Source organism: Mycobacterium kyogaense (genome assembly GCF_036946525.1).
Classification (GTDB): Bacteria; Actinomycetota; Actinomycetes; order Mycobacteriales; family Mycobacteriaceae; genus Mycobacterium; species Mycobacterium kyogaense_A.
This window is the reverse complement of the sequence record NZ_JAQIIY010000046.1, coordinates 1-20554: the sequence shown is the minus strand read 5'-3', so window position 1 is coordinate 20554 and position 20554 is coordinate 1. Positions and strand designations below refer to the sequence as shown.

Sequence of the window (20554 nt, the reverse complement as noted above, 5' to 3'; positions counted from 1 at the left end):
GCCGCGACCCCAAGACCGACCTGGCGGTGCTCAAGGTCGACAACGTCGACAACCTCGCGGTGGCCCGTCTCGGCGACTCGGAGAAGTTGCGCGTCGGCGAAGAGGTGATCGCCGCGGGCGCCCCCCTGGGTCTGCGCAGCACGGTCACCCACGGCATCATCAGCGCGCTGCACCGGCCCGTGCCGCTCTCGGGCGAGGGTTCGGACACCGACACTGTGATCGACGTGTGTGCAGACCGACGCATCGATCAACCACGGCAACTCCGGTGGTCCGCTGATCAACATGAACTCTGAGGTCATCGGCATCAACACCGCCGGCAAGTCGCTGTCCGACAGTGCCAGCGGGCTCGGCTTCGCGATCCCGGTCAACGAGGTCAAGCAGGTCGTCGAGGCCCTGATCCAGGACGGCAAGATCGCGCATCCGACGCTGGGCCTGACCGCCCGGTCGGTTAGCAACGACGTGTCCAAGGGTGCCCAGATCGCCAACGTGACCGCGGGTGGTCCTGCGGAACGGGCGGGCATCCTGGAGAACGACGTCGTGGTCAAGGTCGGTAACCGAGACGTCGCCGACGCCGACGAGTTCGTCGTCGCCGTCCGTCAGCTCAAGATCGGCGAACCCGCGCCGATCGAGGTCATGCGCGACGGCCGCCGGGTCACCCTGACCGTCACCCCCGGCCCCGACAACAGCACCTAGGCCCATGTTCGCCAACGTGGGTTGGGGCGAGATGCTGGTCCTGGTGATCGCCGGTCTGGTGATCCTCGGGCCGGAGCGGCTGCCAGGTGCGATCCGCTGGACGTCGAATGCGGTGCGTCAGGCCCGGGACTACATCTCGGGAGCCACCAGCCAGCTCCGTGAGGATCTCGGCCCCGAGTTCGACGACTTGCGGGAACCGCTGTCGGAACTGCAGAAGCTGCGCGGGATGACGCCGCGCGCCGCGCTCACCAAACACCTGCTCGACGGTGACGACTCGATCTTCACCGGCAGATTCGACTCGCCGACCAAGCCCGGGACGCCGGAAACACCCCAGACGCCGCCCGAGAAGCCGCAGTCCGGGCCGGGCCCAGCGGAGTTCCCCGGCGCCAAGGAACCCGGCGCGACCAAGTTCGATCCCGACGCGACCTAGGTCTCGCTCAGCGGCCGGCCGGGTCGAGGCCCAGCGACATCCCCGCCAGCCCGCGCTTGCGGCTCGACAGCGCGTCGGCGATCGTGCGCAACGCGGTGCCCGCCGCCGACTCCGGCGCGCTCAACACCAGCGGAACCCCGGAGTCTCCGGCGCTGACGAGAGCCGGGTCCAGCGGCACCTGGCCCAGCAGCGGAACGTCGGCGCCGACGGAGCGCGACAGGCTCTCGGCGACCTGCTGACCGCCGCCCTCCCCGAACAGATGCATGGTCGAGCCGTCGGGCAGCAGCAGTCCCGACATGTTCTCGACGACACCGGCGATGCGCTGACGGGTCTGCAGCGCGATCGCACCGGCGCGCTCGGCGACCTCCGCGGCGGCCAGTTGCGGTGTGGTGACGACGAGGATCTCGGCGCCGGGGATCAGCTGGGACACCGAGATCGCGATGTCGCCGGTGCCGGGCGGCAGGTCCAGCAGCAGTACGTCCAGATCGCCCCAGTAGACGTCGGCGAGGAACTGTTGCAGCGCACGGTGAAGCATCGGCCCGCGCCAGACCACGGGCGTGTTGCCCTGGGTGAACATCGCGATCGAGATGACCCGCACGTCGTGGGCCACCGGCGGCAGGATCATCGAGTCGACCTGGGTGGGTCGGTCGGTGGTACCCATCATGCGGGGCACGGAGTGGCCGTAGATGTCGGCGTCGAGCACGCCGACCGAGAGCCCCTTCGCTGCCATCGCGGCCGCGAGATTTACTGTGACGCTGGACTTTCCGACGCCACCCTTGCCCGACGCGACCGCGTAGACGCGGGTCAGCGAGCCGGGTTGAGCGAACGGGATCACGGGTTCGCGGGAGTCGCCGCGCAGCTGCTTGCGCAGTTCGGCGCGCTGCTCGTCGTTCATGACGTCGAGGGTCACGCGGACCGAACCGGTGCCGGGCACGTCGCTGACGGCGCAGGTGACCTGGTCGGTGATCTCCGTCTTCTTCGGGCAGGCCGACGTCGTCAGGTAGATCTCGACGTGCACGGACGCGTCGCCGTCGACGGTGACGTTCTTGACCATGCCGATATCGGTGATCGGGCGCCGGAGTTCGGGATCGATGACCTTGGCCAGCGCGGCGCGGACAGCGGCAGTCAGGTCAGTGGTGTGGGCAGACATCACCCGCGAGTGTAGGCCGCAGGCTGGTCGGAGCCGTCAGCCGACCGGGCCGGGTGCGGGTCCCGGTGCCGGCCCCGGTCCCGGCGGCGGGGCCGGGGTGGCCGGCAGCGGACCAGGCTGGGCGGGCATCAGTGGGGTCGCGGGCGGCAACGGCTCGGCGGCCGGCATCGCCGGCAGGGCAGCCGGGGGGACTGCGTCGTTGATGCAGAACACAGCGCACTGCGGCTGCTGTTGGGCCGGCGGCGGCGTCATCCACGGCGGCACCCAGGCCGGCGGCGGTGCGGGCACCGGTTGCGGTGCGGCCGCGGGCGCCGGGCCGGGCAGCGGCCCGAGTGACTGTCCCGGCGCGAATCCGGGGACGTTGGTGTTCATCAGGGCGGCGGCGTCGGTGCGCTGCCCCAGCTGCAGCAGAGCCAGCGGATCGTTGGCCGGCAGCCCTGCGGCGTTGAGCGGCATGCCGGGCCCGAGTCCCTCGGGGCGGTCCAGGTGGCTGTCGCCGAGCGCGGGCACCTCGCCGCTGATCGGCGGGAGGTCGACCGGCACCACGCCCGTCGCGTACGCCGCGGCCCAGCCCAGCACGTTGCGTGCGTAGGCCATCGAGTTGTTGTAGCGCAGGATCGCGGCCAGCACGTCGGGCTGATTGCGCAGGTTGAGCCCGCCGCTGCACAGGTACCGGGCTGCGGCCAGCGATGCGTCGAAGACGTTCTGCACGTCGGCCTTACCGTCGCCGTCGCCGTCGGCGGCGTAGCGCGACCAGGTGCCGGGCAGGAACTGCATCGGACCCAGTGCGCGGGCGTAGACCACGCGATCGGTGCTGCGGCTCTGGACGATCACCTCGTTGCCCGGCAGCGTGCCGTCCAGGCTCGGGCCGTAGATCGGCCGCACGGCGGTCCCGCGGGCGTCGGTGGCGCCGCCGTTGGCGTGCATCGACTCGATGCGGCCGATTCCGGCGAGCAGGTTCCAGCTCACTCCGCAGCCGGGCGTGGTCGCGGCCATCTTGGCTTCGGCGTTGCGGTAGGCCGCCAGGGCCATCGACGGGATGCGCAGCGTGCCGGGCGCATTGACCACGATGGCCGGCGGCGGTGCGGACACGGTGGCTGCCGCGATCCGCAGCGGGGTCGGGGTCTTGGCCACCGCGACCACCGACGCTCCCTCGGAGCTCGGCGACGAGGGGGCGACCGCGGCCATCGGCATCACCGCGGTGTCGCGGGTCGGGGAGTGAGGTGAGGGCGCGGAGGCACCGACGGCACCGGCCAGCACCAGGGGGGTCAGCACTGCCGCGACGCCGAAGGCCGGCATGCGGACCAGGCGTCCCGCCCGGCATCTCGCTGCTCCGAGAGCCGCTCGTCCGCCTATGTGCACGCAACCGTCCTTGCTGTCGGGTGGCCTGTGAACCCAGTCACCATATCGGTTGGGACACGGCTGTGTTACAGCATTGGCCACAGCTGTCTCATCAGGATCTGCGTGCTCGCCTGTCGCTGCTGTCGGATTTGTTCGGATCAGGCTCGGCAACACCGTCCGTGGGTCGCAATTCGGTGATCAGCTCGCGGATCTCCTCGAGTTCGCGGCGCAGGTAGTCACGGGTGGCCACTTCGCCGACGGCCAGGCGCAGCGCGGCCAGTTCGCGGGCGAGGTATTCGGTGTCCGCTTTGGTCTGTTCGGCGCGTCGCCGGTCTTCCTCGAGCGAGACCCGGTCCCGGTTCTCCTGCCGGTTCTGCGCGAGCAGGATCAGCGGCGCGGCGTACGCGGCCTGGGTGGAGAACGCCAGGTTGAGCAGGATGAACGGGTACGGGTCCCACTGCCAGGCGAAGGCCCCCACGTTGAGCAGGATCCACACGATCACGACGATCGTCTGGATCGCCAGGTAGCGGCCGGTGCCGAGGAATCGGGCGATGTTCTCGCTGACGCGGCCGACGGCCTCGACGTCGAACCGAGGTGTCAGGGAGCGGGAGACCCGTGGTGTGTCGAGTCGCTGCCGTGCCGAGGAGTCGCTCATGTCGCCTTCTCCGCGGTCACGATCAGTGGTTCGGCCTCGCGTTCGCGCCAGTCGTCGGGCAGCAGGTGATCGAGGACGTCGTCGACGGACACCGCGCCCAGCAGGTGGTTCTCGTCGTCGACGACGGGCCCGCACACCAGGTTGTAGGCGGCGAAGTAGCGGGTGAGCGCGCCGAGGGAATCCTCGGGCCCCAGGCTCGGCAGGTCGGTGTCGACGATGCCGCTGACCAACGCCGCGGGGGGTTCGCGCAGCAGCCGCTGCAGGTGCACACAGCCCAGATATCGGCCGGTCGGCGTCTGAGTGGGTGGGCGGGCCACGAACACGAGCGACGCCAGCGCCGGCGTCAGATCCGGATCACGCACGCGCGCAAGGGCTTCGGCCACGGTGGTGTCCGGCGCCAGCACCACCGGTTCCGAGGTCATCAGACCGCCAGCGGTGTTCGGTGAGTGGCTGAGCAGGCGGCGCACGTCCTCGGACTCCTCGGGATCCATCCGGCGCAGGAACTGCTCGGCGTCGGTGGGACTCATGGTGCCCAGGAGGTCCGCCGCGTCGTCGGGGTCCATCGCCTCGAGAACGTCTGCGGCGCGGTCGGTCTTCAGTTGTCGCAACACCGCGACCTGCTCGTCTTCGGGCAGTTCCTGCAGCACGTCGGCGAGTCTCTCGTCGTCGAGCGCGTTGACCACCTCGTAGCGGCGTTTGGCGGGTAGCTCTCGGATCGCGTCGGCCACCTCGATGGGCCGCTGACCCACGAACTGCTCGAGCAGCTGCGCGACGCCCTGATCCGGCATCGCCAGCCCGGACGGCGTCAGGCCCTGGACGTGCGTCCAGTCCACGGTGTGGATGTTGCTGCGGCGGCCGAGTCTGCGCTGAGGACGCACCGCGACCCGGGTGACCATCCAGTCTCGCGAACGGGTCTGCTCGATGGCGAGATCGACCACGACGACGTCGATCCCAGCGAGTTCGGTCAGGTCGGGATCGTCGACGCGCACGCGGGTCTCGATGACCTGGCCGAGCACCAGCACCTCACCGGGTCGCTGGGAGAAGCGGCGCAGCGACACGCTGCCCGTCGCCAGTGTCACGGCGCCGGGTTCGATCGCGGTGACCCTCAGGATCGGGACGAAAATTCTTCGGCGCGATAGCAATTCGATGACCAGTCCGAGCACTCGGGGCTGTTGCCGAACCAGGCTGATGCTGATCACCACGTCACGCACGCGGCCGATCGACTCGCCGTCGGGACCCAGCACCACCATTCCCGCGAGCCGGGCCGCATAGACCCTGTTGACCGATGCCATGAGTGTCAGAGTAGAGACTGTGGTTGTGCAAAACCGGTATCGACCCCGCCGAACATGCCTGTCCGTGCCGGGCAGCAGCGTGAAGATGATCGAGAAGGCCAAGACGTTACCCGCGGACCAGGTGTTCCTCGACCTCGAGGACGCGGTGGCCGCCGACGCGAAAGCCCAAGCGCGCGAGCAGGTCGCGGCCGCGTTGGCCGAGCCGGGGTGGGGTGATCAGCTGCGCGGAGTGCGGGTCAACGACTGGACCACGCCGTGGACGCACACCGATGTGATTGAGGTCATCGGTACGGCCGGCGCGTCGGTCGACATCGTCGTGCTGCCGAAAGTGACCGATGTCTCCCATGTGCACGCGCTGGATCTGCTGCTGTCCCAAGTGGAAGCCTCACATGGCTTGCCGGTCGGGCGCATCGGCATCGAGGCGCAGATCGAGGATGCGCGCGGGCTGACGAACATCGACGCCATCGCCGCCGGCCCGCGTGTGCACGCGTTGGTTCTCGGCCCCGCCGACCTGATGGCGAGCCTGAACATGCGCACGCTGGAGGTGGGCGAGCAGCCCGAGGGCTACGACGTCGGCGACGCCTACCACCACATCATGATGCGCATCCTGATTGCCGCGCGCGCCAACGGAATCAACGCCATCGACGGGCCCTACCTGAGGGTGCGCGACGTCGAGGCGTTCCGTCGGGTCGCAGGGCGTGCCGCCGCGCTGGGATTTGACGGCAAGTGGGTGTTGCATCCCGATCAGATCGCGGCCGGAAACGAGATCTTCAGCCCCCGCCAGGAGTCCTACGACCACGCCGAGCTGATCCTCGAGGCCTACGAATGGCACACCTCGCGGGCGGGCGGCGCCCGGGGAGCGGTGATGCTGGGCGACGAGATGATCGACGAGGCGAGCCGCAAGATGGCGTTGGTGATCGCCGGCAAGGGCCGTGCGGCGGGCATGCAGCGCACCGGCGAGCGGTTCACCCCGCCCGCCGGGAACGCGAACTAGACGCTGATGGCGGCGATGCCCCAGACCAGGCTGATCACCAGGGTGACCGCGCCGACGGCGATACCGGCAACTGCCAGCCCGTGACCGGCCTGACGGGTCTCCTTGATCTGGTTGATCGCCAGGATGCCCAGCACGATGCCGACGATGGAGCCAATGCCGCAGCACACGCCGAGGATCGATGCGACCAGCGACGCGATCGCCATCGTGTTGGTGCCCGCAGGGGCGGGTGGGCCGTAGCCGTAGTCCGCGCCGGGGTAGCCCATCGGAGGCGGCGGATACCCACCGGGCGCGGTGCCGTACTGCGGCGGCGGGGGATACGAGGCTGCGCCGTAGCCCTGGTTGGGGTACTGGCCTCCGGCGTTCGGATCCGGGTAGGGCGTGCCGTACCCGGGCGGGGGCGGCGGGTAGTCCGTCGGGTTGGAGTACGACGGTGGCGGCGGCGGGGGCGGGTTGTAGGCCGGCGGGTAGTCCGTCGGAGTCGCGGACTGCTCGATCGGCGGTGCCTCGTAACCCTCCGACGAGGGTTCGGACCCGGGGGAGTCGGAACGGTCGATCCGGCGTGCGTCGTCGTCCTGACTTGTCATGCTGATCAACCTAGCCTAAGTACATACCGGCGGTCGGGACCGTCGGAGCGGGCACCTTTGCCCGCTCCGGTGCGTTGACCACACCGACGAGGTATGCCAGATCGACCTGTCACACCGGAGGAGTGCAAGGACATGACCAGCCCGTTTCAGCCAGGCCAGACACCGGGTGCCGCGCCCGCGGGCCGTGGCCGCCCGGTCGGCCTGCCTACCCCGCCCAAGGGGTGGCCGATCGGTTCGTATCCCACCTACGCCGAAGCTCAGCGCGCCGTGGACTACCTGTCCGATCAGCAGTTCCCGGTCGAGCAGGTCACCATCGTCGGGGTGGACCTGATGCAGGTGGAGCGGGTCACCGGCCGGCTGTCCTGGCCCAAGGTGCTCGGTGGCGGCGTGATCAGTGGCGCCTGGCTGGGCCTGTTCATCGGCCTGATCCTGGGGTTCTTCAGCCCGAGCCCGTGGGGTTCTCTGATCACCGGTCTGATCGCCGGCGTGTTCTTCGGCCTCATCACCTCGGCCGTGCCCTACGCGATGGCCCGCGGCACCCGCGACTTCAGCTCCACCATGCAGTTGGTGGCGGGTCGTTATGACGTGCTGTGCGACCCGCAGGGTGCCGAGCAGGGCCGAGATCTCCTGGCCCGGCTGAAGATCTGACCGTGGTCGACGTCACCGCGGCGGTCCGGGCGCGGGTCCTCGAGCATTTCCGCAGTTCCGGCGAACCCGCCGAGGCCTCGGTGACCTTCCTCGGGGCCGACCGGATTCGCGTGCTGCGCTTCGCCGCCGGCCGTGAATCAGGCGGGGACGGCCCTGCCCACTACGTGTCGCTGGGGTGTTCGTCGCAGCCGATGGTGGATCCTGCCGAGGCGATGGCCGACCCGGTGCGCGGACCGCGCGCCGAAGTGGCTGTGGCGCTGCGTGGCTCGGCACCCACCGGGTTGGCCCGCTCGGTGGCCGTGGTGGCCGCGGCCCCCGCTGTCGAGGGACTGGTGTTGGAGCCGGATGCGCTGATCGACCTCGAGACGCCGCTGTGGGACGGTGCGCCGTTCACCGCATTCCTGTTGGGACGCAGCGATATCGACGACGTTGCGCTGCCCGAGCCGGCGTCGCCGGTGGCCATTCTGTCCGCGGTGCCGATCACCCCGACCGAGGCTGCCTGGGTGCGGCTCAAGGGAGCTGAGGCGATGCGGGAGGCCTGGGACCAAGATCGGGTGGACGTGACCGATCCGCGCCGCCGCGCCGCCAGCCCGGCCTGAGGCCTAGAGCCAGTTGTTCCGCCGGAACGTGCGGTGCAACCCCAGGCAGACCGTCAACATCAGCAGAAGGACTGCGGGATAGCCCCAGACCCAATGCAATTCGGGCATGTGGTCGAAGTTCATCCCGTAGATGCCTGCCAGCGCGGTGGGCACGGCTGCGATGGCGACCCAGGCCGAGATCTTGCGCATGTCGACGTTCTGCTGCATCGCGACCTTGCCCAGCGCGGCTTGCACCAGCGAGCTGAGCAGTTCGTCGAAGCTGGCGATCCGGTCGGAGGCCTTGATGGTGTGGTCGAGCACGTCGCGCATGTAGCGGCGGATCTCGACATTGATCAGGTCGTCGTGGTGGGTCCCAATGCGCTCGAGGTCGGTGACCAGGGGACTGACAGCGCGCCGCAGCTCGACCACTTCCCGCTTGAGCAGGTAGATCGATTCGATGTCGGTCAGCGGCCGTGGCGAGAAGATGTCTTCTTCCATCGCATCGATGTCGGTTTCGATCAGGTCGGTGACGTCGAGATAGTGGTCGACGACGCTGTCGGCAATCGCGTGCATCACCGAGTAGGGCCCCAGTTTCAGCGATGCCGGTGAGGCTTCCAGGCGCTTGCGTACCCCGGCCAGGCCGCCGTGCTCGCCATGGCGCACCGTCACCACGAAGTCCGGGCCGACGAAGATCATCACCTCACCGGTCTCGACGATCTCGCGCGCGTTGGCGATCGATTCGTGGTCGACGTACTTCACGGTCTTGAGCACCATGAACAGCGTGGTGTCGTAGCGCTCGAGCTTCGGTCGCTGGTGGGCGTGCACGGCGTCTTCGACCGCCAGCTCGTGCAGGCCGAACACGTCGGCCACCGCCTGCATCTGGTGCTCGTCGGGTTCGTGCAGCCCGATCCACACGAACGCGGGCCGGCCCTCGGCCTCGATCTCGTGCACCTTGTTCAGCGCCGCGGCGTGAGTGTATTTGCCGGGCAGGCGGTTTCCCTCGCAGTAGACGCCGCAGTCGACCATCGCCCGGGCCACGGGGACGTGGATGCTGCGCGCATCGGGATGGTCGGGACGGGGGCGGCCGCCCTGGCGCATCAGCGACGGCGGCAGCGCACGAAATGACGGCATCGGCCGACCTCCCTCCGGACACCCGCCTGATTCGGCTAGACGGATGGTACGCGTCGAAGCTGATCTGTTCTGCTCACCTTCTGCTCACCGGCGCACGACCTGCTCTTGTGAGGACGTGGCAGTCGGTTACCCTGACGCCCGTGGCGGACAGTGCGGTTTCCCCAGAACATGACGTCGCGACGCGGACCCCGCAGGTGGTGGTCGACGACGCCGAGATCTTCGATGCGCACGAGGGCGGCAAGCTCTCGGTGGCGCTGAGTTCGCCGCTGGACACTCAGCGTGCCCTGTCGATCGCCTATACACCGGGTGTCGCGCAGGTGAGCCGGGCGATCGCCACCGACGCGACGCTGGCGGCGCGCTACACCTGGGCGCATCGCCTGGTGGCCGTGGTCAGCGACGGCACCGCCGTTCTGGGGCTCGGCGACATCGGACCGGCGGCGTCGCTGCCGGTGATGGAGGGCAAGAGCGCGCTGTTCAAGGCGTTCGGCGGGCTGAACTCGATCCCCATCGTGCTCGACACCAAGGACCCCGACGAGATCGTCGAGACGCTGATCCGGCTGCGGCCCACGTTCGGTGCGGTGAACCTGGAGGACATCTCGGCGCCGCGCTGTTTCGAGATCGAGCAGCGGGTGATCGAGGCACTGGACTGCCCGGTGATGCATGACGACCAGCACGGCACGGCGATCGTGGTGCTCGCCGCACTGTTCGGCGCGACCAAGGTGCTCGATCGGGACATGCACACGATGAAGGTCGTGATCTCCGGCGCCGGCGCGGCGGGCATCGCGTGCGCGAACACCCTGTTGGCCAGCGGTATTCGCGACGTCACCGTGCTCGACAGCAAGGGCATCGTGGCCACCGGCCGCGACGACCTCAACACGTTCAAGGCCGAGCTCGCCACGCGGACGAATCCGCGGGGGCTGCGCGGCGGCATGGCCGAGGCGCTGGCGGGTGCCGATGTGTTCATGGGCGTCTCGGCAGGGCTGGTGCCCGAGGAGCTGATCGCGACGATGGCACCCGGTGGCATCGTCTTTGCGATGTCCAACCCGGATCCGGAGATCCATCCCGATGTGGCGCGCAAGTACGCCGCGGTGGTGGCCACCGGCCGCAGTGACTTCCCGAACCAGATCAACAACGTGCTGGCGTTTCCCGGGGTGTTCCGCGGGGCGCTGGACGCGGGTGCGCGCCGCATCACCGAGAAGATGAAGATAGCCGCGGCCGAGGCGATCTTCTCGGTCGTCGGTGATGACCTGGCCGTCGACCACATCGTGCCGAGCGCACTGGATCCGCGGGTGGGTCCGGCGGTCGCGGCGGCCGTCGCCGCAGCATCCGAGGACTGACTCTGCTGCGCCGGACGAGGCGGTTGATCGCCGCACTGACGCTGGTGTGGTGTGTGTCCGCCTGCGCGGGGCGGCCGGCTCCGCCGCCCATCCCGGTCGCGACGAATGCCGGAGGAGAGGCCGAGCTCGTCGCGCATCTGTACGCATCGGCACTGGGCTTCTACGGCAGCGCCGCGCAGGTCCGGGTCGTCGACGACCCGCTGTCGAGGCTGGATTCCGGTGAGGCCACGGTGGTACCGGGTTGGACCGGCCGGTTGCTGGCGCGATTCGACCCGGACGCGCCGGCACGCTCGGATGTCCAGGTGTACCGCTCGTTGCTGGCCGCGCTGCCGGAAGGGGTGGCCGCCGGTGACTACACGACCGCGGCGGAGGACAAGCCCGCGGTGGCCATGACCTCTGCGGGTGCGCGTGATGCCGGCGCCGACGTCTCGGCACTGGCCCGGCGCTGCCCCGCCGATCTCACGGTCGGCGCCGTCAGCGGCACGTCGTGGCCGACGGCGATCGGCACGTGCACTTTGCCGCGGGCACGCCAGTTCGCCGATGCGGCAACGATGTTCGCGGCGCTGCAGGCCGGCGAGGTCGGCCTTGCGTGGACGTCGACGGCGGCCGCGGGCGTGCCGTCGGACATTGTCGTGCTGTCGGACAAGACGTCACTGATCCGGGCGGAGAACCTGGTGCCGCTGTACCGGCGCAACGTGCTGAGCGAGTCGCAAGTGTTGGCGCTCAACGAGATCGCGGGCGTGCTGGACACCGGATCGCTGGCCGACATGCGGCGCGAGATCGCCGAGGGCGCCGAGCCGGGTCGGGTGGCCGCGGGGTGGCTGGAGGCGCACCCCCTCGGCACCAGCAACTAGCGGTCGGTTCGGCGAGCGGGCGTGTTTGCACAGCAACCCGCCGTAATTCTTGGCAGGTAACGCACGCTCGCGCCCAGCGAGCGTGCAGTCAGCGCTATGGACGTCGTCACCGATGATCGATTGCGGTGACCCGGATTTCAACGCGCATTCCGGGCGCTGCGAGGGCGCTCACGCCTGTCTCCGTCCAGATCGGTCCATGGTCGGGCATCCGTGAGCGCATCTGCTCGATCATCACGCTGTTGTGGGCGTCGAACCCATCTGGATCGCTGACCACGTGATACGAGTTCACGTGCACGACATCCCGCCACGTTGCGCCTGCGGTTTCCAGCGTGCGCTCGATGTTGTCGAATGCTCGCGCGATCTCGTCTTCCAGAAGGTCCGGGAAGTTCAGGTGATCATCCCAGCCGCCTTGTCCAGAGATCTCGACTCTGTCTCCGATACGGACGGCTTGGCTGTAATGCCTTTCGCTACGGAGCATCTCGCCGTAGCCCGGCGTGGCGAAGAACTGAACTGGGCGCTTATTGACTTCAACCATGAAGTGAAGACTAGCTGATATCACTTCACGTGTAAACTCATTTCCTCGTACGAAGGGGTGGCGATGACGTCGAGTGGTGTCGCGCGATGGCTCGATGCGCAGGAGAAGGATGCGTGGACCAGTCTGATCTCGATCATCCTGCTCTTGCCCGGCAAGCTCGAGTCGCCGTTGCGGGAGGTCGATCTGACGCTGTTCGAATACTTGACGTTGAGTCACCTCTCGGAAGCGCCGGATCGTCGTATCCGGATGAGCGAGTTGGCATATCTGGCGAACGGATCGCTGTCGCGGTTGTCCAATGTCGTCAAGCGTTTCGAACAACGCGGCTGGGTCACCCGCTCGCCGGATCCCGAGGATGGCCGCTACACCCTCGCCGAGCTCACCGAGGCGGGCCACCGCCTCGTCGTTGACGCGGCACCCATTCATGTGCGCTCGGTGCGCGAAACGGTTCTCGACCGCCTCACCGCGTCGGACATGCGAGCGCTCACGCGGATAGCCGCGAAGCTCAACGTGGTCGAGGGTCCTGGCGGATCGAAGGGGGGCACGCTTCGCCCCGGGTCGTGAGCGCACCTTGACCGCCCTGTCACTTAGTGACACACTCGACTGTGACACTAAGTGACAGGAGCGATGACCGTGACCACCTCACTCCCATCGGGAGCGGCCAACGACAGGCAGGCTCGCGCCCGACTCGAGGTGTCCCGGCATGCGTGCGCTCTGTTCTGGGAGCGTGGAGTGTCGGCCACCAGTGGTGACGACATCGCCGCCGCCGCAGGACTATCGACGCGGACGATCTGGCGGTACTTCCGGTCCAAGGAGAGCTGCGTGGAGCCCGTGCTGGCGCTGTCGGCGCAACGCTTCATCGATCTGGCCCGCCGGTGGCCTCCCGAACTGTCGTTGGCCGACCACATGGCGGCCACTTACGTCGAGAACCCCCTGAGCCCGCAAGACATCGCCGACGAGATCAGTGCCCTTCGCATCACGACGCTGTCGCTCACCGAGCCGGCGTTGCGGACGGCCTATCTGATCGTGCACGACGAGATGGAGCATGCCTTCGTCCCGATCATCGCCGAGCGGCTCGGCCTCGCCGACAACGACGTGACCGCCCGGCTCTTCGCGGCAGCAGTCACCGCGGCGTTCCGGGTCATCGACGAGGACGTCGGCTACCGGGCGATCGTCGAGAAGGAGAAGATCACCCAACAGCAAGCCCTGGCGATGATCGACCGAGCGATCAGAGACGCCACCAACGGTCAGTTGGGCGGACCCGTGCCGCACTGATCTCGAACAAAACCGTTCTGCCACAACCATAGTGATCCGTCGAGCAAGCGCCATCTCGACGGAGTGACCCCGTGCGTCCACATGAAGGAGACACCATGACCGCCCCCGATCTGATTCCCGTCGCCGACCTGTTCAGCCCGCCCACCCGGGCCGCCGCGACCATCTCGCCCGATGGCACCAGGATCGCGTTCCTCGCGCCGTGGAAGAACCGCTTGAACGTCTGGGTCGAGAACCTGGATGCCGACTCCGCGGGCCCACGCTGCGTGACTGCCGACGACAACCGCAGCGTCCTGCACTTCGAATGGACCGACGATCCCCGCTGGCTGATCTACCTGCAGGACAGGGACGGTGACGAGAACTGGCACATCCACCGCGTCGATCTCGACGACCCTGACTCGCCCGCGGTCGACCTGACGCCGTATCCGGGCGTGATGGCCGTTCCGATCCGCGAGGTCAAGGGCGGCACGGTGACGGTGATGATCAACAACCGGGAACTGACGCTGCTCGACGCCTACGAACTCGACATCGCCACAGGCGAACTCACGCTCCTCGCGGAGAACCCGGGTCACGTGAACGGCTGGCTCGCCAATGACCGCGGGGATCTGCTCGCCACCTCCCTGACTCCGGACGGCGAGCTCGAGCTCTCACGCTGGGACGGAGGCGCTCTCGACCGTGTCGCGACCTTCGACGGCAGCGACTATCCGGTCGGCATCCACCCGATGGCCATCACGCCCGACGGCGCGGGTGTGTGGATGGGATCGAATCGCGACACCGACCGCACGCGTCTCGTCCGGGTCGATCTCGCGACCGGCGCCGAGAGCGAGGTCGACAGCCACCCCGAGTACGACCTCGATCCGCGGGCCGCGGTCAGTCCGATCCTGCCGGGCCCGCTCATCTGTGATCGGCGTACCGGGGATCTGCTCGCTGTGCGGTATTACGCGCAGCGACAGGTGATTCACGCGATCGACCCCCATTTCGCCGAGGTGCTCGCCAATCTGGAGAAGCTCTCTGACGGCGATCTCGGACGATTGTCGTCGGACGAGGACGGCCAGCGCTGGGTGGTCAGTTTCAATCACGACCGGGACCCGGGCGCCACCTACCTGTACGACCACCGTACCGGCCAGAGCAGACTGCTGTTCCGCCCGCTACCGCACCTCGAGCCGGCGAAATTGGCTCCGATGCAGCCGGTCACGTTCAATGCCCGCGATGGTCTGACACTCCACGGCTACCTGACAGTGCCCGTCGGTGTCGATCCGCGAGAATTGCCCCTGGTGCTGGCCGTTCACGGCGGACCCTGGTATAGGGATTCCTGGGGCTTCGACGCCGGTGTGCAGCTGCTGGCCAATCGCGGATATGCGGTGCTGCAGATCAACTTTCGCGGATCGACGGGCTACGGCAAGGCTTTCCTGAAAGCTGCCGTCGGCGAATTCGCCGGCAAAATGCACGACGACCTGATCGACGGCGTCACCTGGGCCGTCGAGCAGGGTTACGCGGACCCCGACCGGGTCGCGATCTTCGGCGGCTCCTACGGTGGTTACGCCGCACTCGTCGGAATCACCTTCACCCCAGATGTTTTCGCCGCAGCGATCGACTACGTCGGCATCTCGGATCTCGCGAACTTCATGCGGACCCTGCCGCCCATCGCCCGTCCGCACCTGGTGAACAACTGGCATGCCTACGTGGGTGACCCCGACGACCCCGAGCAGCTCGCCGACATGATGGCGCGCTCGCCGATCAGCAAGGTCGATCAGGTACGCACCCCGCTGCTGGTCATCCAGGGCGCCAACGACGTTCGCGTGGTCCAAGCGGAGTCCGACAACCTGGTCGACGCGCTGCGCGCTCGCGATGTCGATGTCGACTACCTGATCCAGTCCACGGAAGGCCACGGCGCCATCAACCCGGAAGCCACGATCGAGATGTACGAGAAGGTCGTCGACTTCTTGGCCAAGCACCTGGGGGGCCGAACGTGAGTGCCCAGGAATCCGATGTGACTCCGACCCTGCTCGCCCGCATGGGCGGTTGGGCGGGGATGCTCTATGCGAGTCTGCCCACCGTTGTGTTCGCCGCGGTCGACGCCGCAGCCCCGCTTCACATCGCGGTCATGCTCGGAGTCGGCGCGGCCGCGGGGGGTCGCAGCACTGCGGCTGGCTCGGCGCGAGCCGCTGACCCCCGCCTTCTCCGGTCTGTTCGGCGTGGCGGTCGGTGCGGTCATCGCCTTCTGGACCGGCGACGCGCGCGATTACTTCGTGGTCGGCATCTGGGCGAGTGCGCTTCTCGCCGTGGCCTTCTCGGCCTCGATCATCATTCGGCGACCCCTCGTGGGCGTCGTCTGGAGTGCCCTCACGGGCAGCGGACAGGCGTGGCGCACCCATCGGAGCACACGCCTGCGGTACGACATCGCCACGGCCGCTCTGGCCGTGGTGTTCACCGCCCGCTTCATCGTGCAGTTCTGGCTGTACGGCGAGCATTCGGTGGCCTGGCTTGCTACCGCCCGCGTCGCGATGGGCTACCCGTTGGCCGCGCTCGCCCTGCTCGTCGTCGTGTGGGCCATCCGCGGTTCCCGACGGACTACTTCGTCAACCGCGACACCACACGCGGGAACAGGCCCTGATAGCCCGCTCCGACGAATCGGATGACGTACTCGAACATCCGCGCGTCGTTGCCCACCAGGATGCGGGCCTTGTTCTTGCGCACGCCGTCGAGGATGATCTGCGCGGCCCGCTCAGGGGTGGTGTTGGCGAGCTTCTTGTCGAACGTCTTGGCCAGGGCCTCGGCGTCCAGGCCTTCGGCGGCGGTGGCATTGCGGGCGATCGCGGTCTTGATGCCGCCGGGATGCACGCAGCTGACCTTCACCGGGTGGCCGGCCAGCGCCATTTCCTGGCGCAGCGCCTCGGTGAACCCGCGGACGGCGAATTTCGCCGCGTTGTAGGCGGCCTGTCCGGGCACCGAGAACAGTCCGAACACGCTCGAGACGTTGACGACGTGGCCGTCGCCGGAGGCGATCAGGTGCGGCAGGAAAGCCTTGGTGCCGTTGACCACTCCCCAGTAGTCGACGTCCATCACCCGTTCCATGTCCTTGAACTGGCTGATCTCGATGTCGCCGGTGAACGCGATGCCCGCGTTGTTGTAGATCTGGTTGACCTTGCCGAAGTGCTCGGCGACGCTGTCGGCGTAGAGCTGGAAGTTCTCGCGCTCGGTGACGTTGAGGCGGTCGGTCTTCACCGGCGCGCCGATGGCCTTGAGGCGCTCCTCGGTGGCGGCCAGGCCCTCGGTGTCGACATCGCTGATCGCCACGCTGGCGCCGGAGCGGCCGAGCTCGATGGCCAGCGCCTGACCGATGCCTGAGCCGGCGCCGGTCACGACGGCCACCTTTCCGGCGAAGCCCTGCATATCCACTCCCTCGAGTTGTTGGACGGGTGCTGAGTGACCCCGAGCCTAACCGGTACCCGCGGTCCCGCGTATGTCAGGCGGGTGTCGGACGCGAAGGGCCGGTGAGCACCGCGTGCTCACCGGCCCCCGCGGCCATGGTGGCTAGACGGCCGCGCCGTCGGTTCGGGAGCGGCCGATTGCGTCTCTAGACTCCCGGACTGCCGTCGTTACCCGAATCGCCCTGGGCTCCTTTGGCGCCCGCGTTACCGCTCTTGCCGTTCGCGCCTGTGGATCCGAGGAGGCCGCCGCGTCCGCCGGACCCGCCCTTGTTGCCGGCGCCTCCGGTTCCGCCGGCACCACCGGCGCCGCCCTTGCCCCCGGCGCCAGGCGTATCGGTGCCGTTGCCGCCGTTTCCGCCGTCGCCACCGCGAGCTCCCTTGCCGCCCGTGCCGCCGTCGCCACCGTCGCCGCCCTTACCCCCGTTGCCGCTGATTGCGCCGCCTTTACCTCCGGAGCCACCGACACCGCCGGTAGCGCCCGAGCCGCCGATAGCGCCCTCGCCGCCTTGGCCGCCATTGCCCCCGAACGTGGCGAAGCCGAGTCCGCCCCCTCTGTTGAAGCCGGCGTTTCCGCCGTCACCGCCTCGTGCGCCGGTTCCGCCGAGACCACCGTCTCCGCCGCTACCGGCGGCTCCGATCGAACTGGTCTCGGCGTCGCCACCGCGGCCGCCGTTGCCTCCGGGGGCTCCCGCGCCGCCGACGCCCCCTTGGCCGCCGTCACCACCGATCACCCCGCTCGACGTGGCGATTCCACCGGCGTTGCCGCCGTCACCGCCGGCACCGCCGGGTTGACCAGGGACACCGTTCTGCCCAGGTCCGCCGTTTCCGCCGTACGCAACGATGCCCACGGAGCCGTCGGTGTCCGTCCCGTCCGCGCCTTTCGCGGCAGGAGGCAGCAGGGTCGTGGGAATGGGGTTGACGCCGGCAGCTCCGGTGGCACCCACACCGCCCTTGCCGCCCGCTCCGCCGTTGCCGAACAGTCGGGCGTCGCCGCCGTTGCCGCCGTCTGCGCCGATCCCGCCGGCGCCGCCGTCTCCACCGTCGCCGCCCCACAGGCCGCCGCGGCCGCCGTTGCCGCCGGCCTGCCCGGGTGCGCCGTCGCCGCCCTTGCCGCCGTTGCCGAACAGCAGACCGCCATCGCCGCCGTTCTCACCGGCGGCACCGTCGATGCCGTTGCCGATCAGCCAGCCGCCCGGCCCGACCATCGGCCGCAGCTCGACCCGGCCGTTCGGGGGTCGCGGCGGCGACGAACGTCGCGGTGCGGTCGCTGCGGTGGTGGCGCACGACACCCGACGTGGCTGTCACCTGGGTCGACGACGGAGTCGTCGTCGGGAGGATGCGGACCCTGCTCGACGGCGTGGTCAGGCGGAGGAACGCCTGCGCGTCGGCCTCGGAGAACAGCGTGGGCGCAGCCGGGGCCGCGGCCGTGAAGGCGGGTCCCGACGGCTCCGAGCTCTGGACATAGGCGGCGAGAAGAGGCGAGGCCACCGGCGCCTGAGGCGCGGGCGCCGCGTGGTGGGCTGCTGCGGCGGGCCGCGGCGTCTGGGTGTGGATCGCGTCGATACCGGCGGTCAGGCCGGCGCCGACGGCCATGGCGCTGATCGTCAGCGCAGCGGCGATAGTGGTGGACGAGGGATGACGAGAGGGAGATGACATGGGGCCCCGATTCGCTGGATGTGTACTTGCCTAGCGAATCGTCGGCGCGCAGGTGGGGCGGCGACAGCGTAGTGCGCTACTCACATGCGTGATCGGAGGTTGCCGGAACCTGCGTAGCGGCAGGGGAGTAATACCTGGGGCGTCCGCTGCGACAATCAGTGCGTGACGTCTCGCTACACCGCCCTCGCCGTGCTGGGCGCTGCCCTCGCCATCGCCGCGCCGGCCACCGCGACCGTGGCCGCCGCACCAGCCCAGGCCGATACCGGTGTCGACGTGTTCCTGTCGGCGCTGGACCACTACCGTCTGGGAGACATCGACCCGGCCACCGCGGTCCGCGTGGGCGAGCAGGTGTGCCCGATGCTCTCGGAGCCGGGGGCAGAACATGGCGAACGTCGCGGCCAAGGTCGCCGACGAACTGGGCCGGCCGCTGGGACCGGCGACGATGTTCACCGGTCTGGCGATTCAGATCATGTGCCCGCGGGCCGTCAGTGCGCTCACCGACGGGTGGTGCCGTTCTCGTTCATGCGGTGAGCGCTCGACGGCCGCGACCGCGCGCAGAGTGCACGCGGTTCGCGGCGCGTCGGCGTACAGACACGCGCGCTCGCCGGACCAGCGCTCGCCGGACCGGAGCTAGCCGAACGCTTCGTCGATGATTTCCTGCTGCTCGACGGCGTGCACCTTCGACGAGCCCGATGACGGTGCCGACATGGCCCGCCGCGAGATCCGCTTGATCCCGGCCAGGTGGTCGGGCAGCAGCTCGGGCAGCGTCAGCCCCATCGTCGGCCAGGCACCTTGGTTGGCCGGCTCCTCCTGCACCCAGAACTTCTCCTTGGCGTTCGGGTAGCGGTCCAGCGTCTCGGCCAGCCGGCGCCGAGGCAGCGGCGCCAGCTGCTCCACGCGCACGATCGCGACGTCCTCGCGCTTGTCCTTGGTCTTGCGCGCCGCCAGCTCGTAGTAGAGCTTTGCCGCTGGTCAGCAGGATGCGCGTGACCTTCGACCGGTCGCCCGTCGCCCTCGTCGTAGGTGGGCTCCTCCAGCACCGAGCGGAACTTCTGCTCGGTGAACTCCTTGAGATCGCTCACCGCCGCCTTGTTGCGCAGCATCGACTTCGGCGTGGCCACGATCAGCGGCCGGTGGATGCCGTCGAGGCCGTGGCGGCGCAGCAGGTGGAAGTAGTTCGCCGGCGTCGACGGCATCGCGATCGTCATCGAGCCCTCGGCCCACAGCAGCAGGAACCGCTCGATGCGGGCCGACGTGTGGTCGGGACCTTGGCCCTCGTGGCCGTGCGGCAGCAGCAGCAGCGACGTCGGAGAGTTGGCCCCACTTGGCCTCGCCCGAGCTGATGAACTCGTCGATGATCGACTGCGCCCCGTTGACGAAGTCGCCGAACTGGGCCTCCCACAGCACCAGCGCGTCGGGGTTGCCCACCGAGTAGCCGTACTCGAAGCCGACCGCGGCGTACTCCGAGAGCGCCGAGTCGTAGACCATGAACCGGCCGCCGGTCGGGTTTGCCGTCGGAGTCGACGGTCAGCAGGTCCAGCGGGGTGAACTCCTTGCCCGTCTTGCGGTCGATGATCACCGAGTGCCGCTGGGTGAACGTGCCGCGACGGGTGTCCTGGCCGGTCATGCGAATCGTCTTGCCCTCGGCCAGGAACGTGCCCAGCGCCATCAGCTCGGCGAACGCCCAGTCGACCTTGCCCTCGTAGGCCATCTCGCGGCGCTTCTCCAACACCGGCTTGACGCGCGGGTGCACGTTGAAATCCTCGCCGAAGGCCAGGTGCGCGTCGCCGATCCCGCTGCAGCAGCGACTTGTCGACCGCGGTCTTCATACCCGCAGGCACCATCTGGTCGGATTCCACCGAGTGGCTGGGTTCGACAGCGTGCTTCTCGAGTTCGCGGGACCTCGTTGAAGACCCGTTCGAGTTGGCCCTGGTAATCGCGCAGCGCGTCCTCGGCCTCTTTCATCGAGATGTCGC

At 68.8% G+C, this 20554-nt stretch carries 19 protein-coding genes and 5 pseudogenes; 12 read left to right on the top strand and 12 right to left on the bottom strand.

The window, feature by feature from the left end:
* Positions 1–693, top strand: a pseudogene (locus PGN37_RS26975) (S1C family serine protease); the annotation flags it as partial.
* Positions 694–697: 4 nt separating this feature from the next.
* Positions 698–1123, top strand: a complete 426-nt coding sequence (tatB, locus tag PGN37_RS26970) for a Sec-independent protein translocase protein TatB (RefSeq protein WP_335334019.1) — start codon at positions 698–700, stop codon at positions 1121–1123.
* Between the two features lie 7 nt (positions 1124–1130).
* On the opposite strand, the gene PGN37_RS26965 is transcribed toward tatB, so the two are convergent.
* The 4 genes from PGN37_RS26965 to PGN37_RS26950 form a co-directional block, all read right to left on the bottom strand.
* Positions 1131–2273, bottom strand: a complete 1143-nt coding sequence (locus PGN37_RS26965) for an Mrp/NBP35 family ATP-binding protein (RefSeq protein ID WP_335334018.1) — start codon at positions 2271–2273, stop codon at positions 1131–1133.
* A 36-nt stretch (positions 2274–2309) separates the two neighbouring features.
* A complete protein-coding gene (locus tag PGN37_RS26960; protein ID WP_442933032.1) occupies positions 2310–3635 on the bottom strand; it encodes a lytic murein transglycosylase in 1326 nt (441 codons plus the stop codon).
* Positions 3636–3726: 91 nt separating this feature from the next.
* Entirely contained in the window at positions 3727–4269 is a 543-nt protein-coding gene (locus PGN37_RS26955) for a DUF1003 domain-containing protein (protein ID WP_335334016.1), read from the bottom strand.
* Entirely contained in the window at positions 4266–5561 is a 1296-nt protein-coding gene (locus PGN37_RS26950) for a magnesium transporter MgtE N-terminal domain-containing protein (protein ID WP_335334015.1), read from the bottom strand. The genes PGN37_RS26955 and PGN37_RS26950 overlap by 4 nt, the downstream gene beginning before the upstream one ends.
* Positions 5562–5586: 25 nt before the next feature.
* On the opposite strand from PGN37_RS26950, the gene PGN37_RS26945 reads away from it, so the two are divergent.
* Positions 5587–6555: an HpcH/HpaI aldolase/citrate lyase family protein gene (locus tag PGN37_RS26945; RefSeq protein ID WP_335334020.1), complete on the top strand. Its 969-nt coding sequence runs from the start codon at positions 5587–5589 to the stop codon at positions 6553–6555.
* Here the strand turns inward: PGN37_RS26945 and PGN37_RS26940 are convergent.
* Positions 6552–7139 (bottom strand): DUF4190 domain-containing protein, encoded by a 588-nt coding sequence (locus PGN37_RS26940; RefSeq protein ID WP_335334013.1) that lies wholly within the window; start codon positions 7137–7139, stop codon positions 6552–6554. The two genes, PGN37_RS26945 and PGN37_RS26940, sit on opposite strands and share 4 nt — an antisense overlap.
* Positions 7140–7271: 132 nt before the next feature.
* Between PGN37_RS26940 and PGN37_RS26935 the strand changes: the two genes are divergently transcribed.
* Both PGN37_RS26935 and PGN37_RS26930 read left to right on the top strand, forming a co-directional pair.
* On the top strand, positions 7272–7787 hold the full coding sequence (locus tag PGN37_RS26935; protein ID WP_335334011.1) for a general stress protein: 516 nt from the start codon (positions 7272–7274) through the stop codon (positions 7785–7787).
* Between the two features lie 2 nt (positions 7788–7789).
* Positions 7790–8386 (top strand): suppressor of fused domain protein, encoded by a 597-nt coding sequence (locus PGN37_RS26930; protein WP_335334010.1) that lies wholly within the window; start codon positions 7790–7792, stop codon positions 8384–8386.
* Positions 8387–8389: 3 nt separating this feature from the next.
* Here PGN37_RS26930 and corA read toward each other — a convergent pair whose 3' ends face one another.
* Entirely contained in the window at positions 8390–9496 is a 1107-nt protein-coding gene (gene corA / locus PGN37_RS26925; RefSeq protein ID WP_335334009.1) for a magnesium/cobalt transporter CorA, read from the bottom strand.
* A 140-nt stretch (positions 9497–9636) separates the two neighbouring features.
* Between corA and PGN37_RS26920 the strand changes: the two genes are divergently transcribed.
* Both PGN37_RS26920 and PGN37_RS26915 read left to right on the top strand, forming a co-directional pair.
* Positions 9637–10833: an NAD(P)-dependent malic enzyme gene (locus PGN37_RS26920; protein WP_335334008.1), complete on the top strand. Its 1197-nt coding sequence runs from the start codon at positions 9637–9639 to the stop codon at positions 10831–10833.
* A 5-nt stretch (positions 10834–10838) separates the two neighbouring features.
* Positions 10839–11687, top strand: a complete 849-nt coding sequence (locus tag PGN37_RS26915) for a hypothetical protein (protein WP_442933033.1) — start codon at positions 10839–10841, stop codon at positions 11685–11687.
* Between the two features lie 106 nt (positions 11688–11793).
* Here the strand turns inward: PGN37_RS26915 and PGN37_RS26910 are convergent, their stop codons facing one another.
* Positions 11794–12222 carry a Rid family hydrolase gene (locus PGN37_RS26910; protein ID WP_335334006.1) on the bottom strand — a complete coding sequence of 143 codons (429 nt, stop codon included), beginning with the start codon at positions 12220–12222 and terminating at the stop codon, positions 11794–11796.
* 63 nt (positions 12223–12285) lie between these two features.
* Between PGN37_RS26910 and PGN37_RS26905 the strand changes: the two genes are divergently transcribed.
* The 4 genes from PGN37_RS26905 to PGN37_RS26890 all read left to right on the top strand — a co-directional run bounded on the left by PGN37_RS26905 (position 12286) and on the right by PGN37_RS26890 (position 16130).
* Positions 12286–12783 carry a MarR family winged helix-turn-helix transcriptional regulator gene (locus tag PGN37_RS26905; protein WP_335334005.1) on the top strand — a complete coding sequence of 166 codons (498 nt, stop codon included), beginning with the start codon at positions 12286–12288 and terminating at the stop codon, positions 12781–12783.
* Between the two features lie 69 nt (positions 12784–12852).
* The gene (locus tag PGN37_RS26900) at positions 12853–13494 is read left to right on the top strand and encodes a TetR/AcrR family transcriptional regulator (protein WP_335334004.1); all 642 of its coding nucleotides are present in this window, start codon (positions 12853–12855) and stop codon (positions 13492–13494) included.
* A 95-nt stretch (positions 13495–13589) separates the two neighbouring features.
* Positions 13590–15464 carry a S9 family peptidase gene (locus PGN37_RS26895; RefSeq protein WP_335334003.1) on the top strand — a complete coding sequence of 625 codons (1875 nt, stop codon included), beginning with the start codon at positions 13590–13592 and terminating at the stop codon, positions 15462–15464.
* 66 nt (positions 15465–15530) lie between these two features.
* The gene (locus PGN37_RS26890; protein WP_335334002.1) at positions 15531–16130 is read left to right on the top strand and encodes a DUF3159 domain-containing protein; all 600 of its coding nucleotides are present in this window, start codon (positions 15531–15533) and stop codon (positions 16128–16130) included.
* On the opposite strand, the gene PGN37_RS26885 is transcribed toward PGN37_RS26890, so the two are convergent.
* The 3 genes and pseudogenes from PGN37_RS26885 to PGN37_RS26875 all read right to left on the bottom strand — a co-directional run bounded on the left by PGN37_RS26885 (position 16063) and on the right by PGN37_RS26875 (position 18515).
* The gene (locus tag PGN37_RS26885; protein ID WP_335334001.1) at positions 16063–16884 is read right to left on the bottom strand and encodes an SDR family NAD(P)-dependent oxidoreductase; all 822 of its coding nucleotides are present in this window, start codon (positions 16882–16884) and stop codon (positions 16063–16065) included. The two genes, PGN37_RS26890 and PGN37_RS26885, sit on opposite strands and share 68 nt — an antisense overlap.
* Before the next feature lie 703 nt (positions 16885–17587).
* A pseudogene (locus tag PGN37_RS27410) lies at positions 17588–18106 on the bottom strand (PGRS repeat-containing protein); the annotation flags it as partial.
* Positions 18072–18515 carry a hypothetical protein gene (locus PGN37_RS26875; RefSeq protein ID WP_335333999.1) on the bottom strand — a complete coding sequence of 148 codons (444 nt, stop codon included), beginning with the start codon at positions 18513–18515 and terminating at the stop codon, positions 18072–18074. The pseudogene PGN37_RS27410 and the gene PGN37_RS26875, both read right to left, overlap by 35 nt.
* Positions 18516–18767: 252 nt before the next feature.
* Between PGN37_RS26875 and PGN37_RS26870 the strand changes: the two are divergent.
* A pseudogene (locus PGN37_RS26870) lies at positions 18768–19109 on the top strand (DUF732 domain-containing protein).
* A gap of 99 nt (positions 19110–19208) precedes the next feature.
* On the opposite strand, the pseudogene PGN37_RS27405 reads toward PGN37_RS26870, so the two are convergent.
* Positions 19209–19529 (bottom strand): annotated as a pseudogene (locus PGN37_RS27405) (hypothetical protein); the annotation flags it as partial.
* Positions 19530–19732: 203 nt separating this feature from the next.
* Positions 19733–20066 (bottom strand): annotated as a pseudogene (locus tag PGN37_RS27400) (hypothetical protein); the annotation flags it as partial.
* Positions 20067–20554 lie beyond the last annotated feature (488 nt).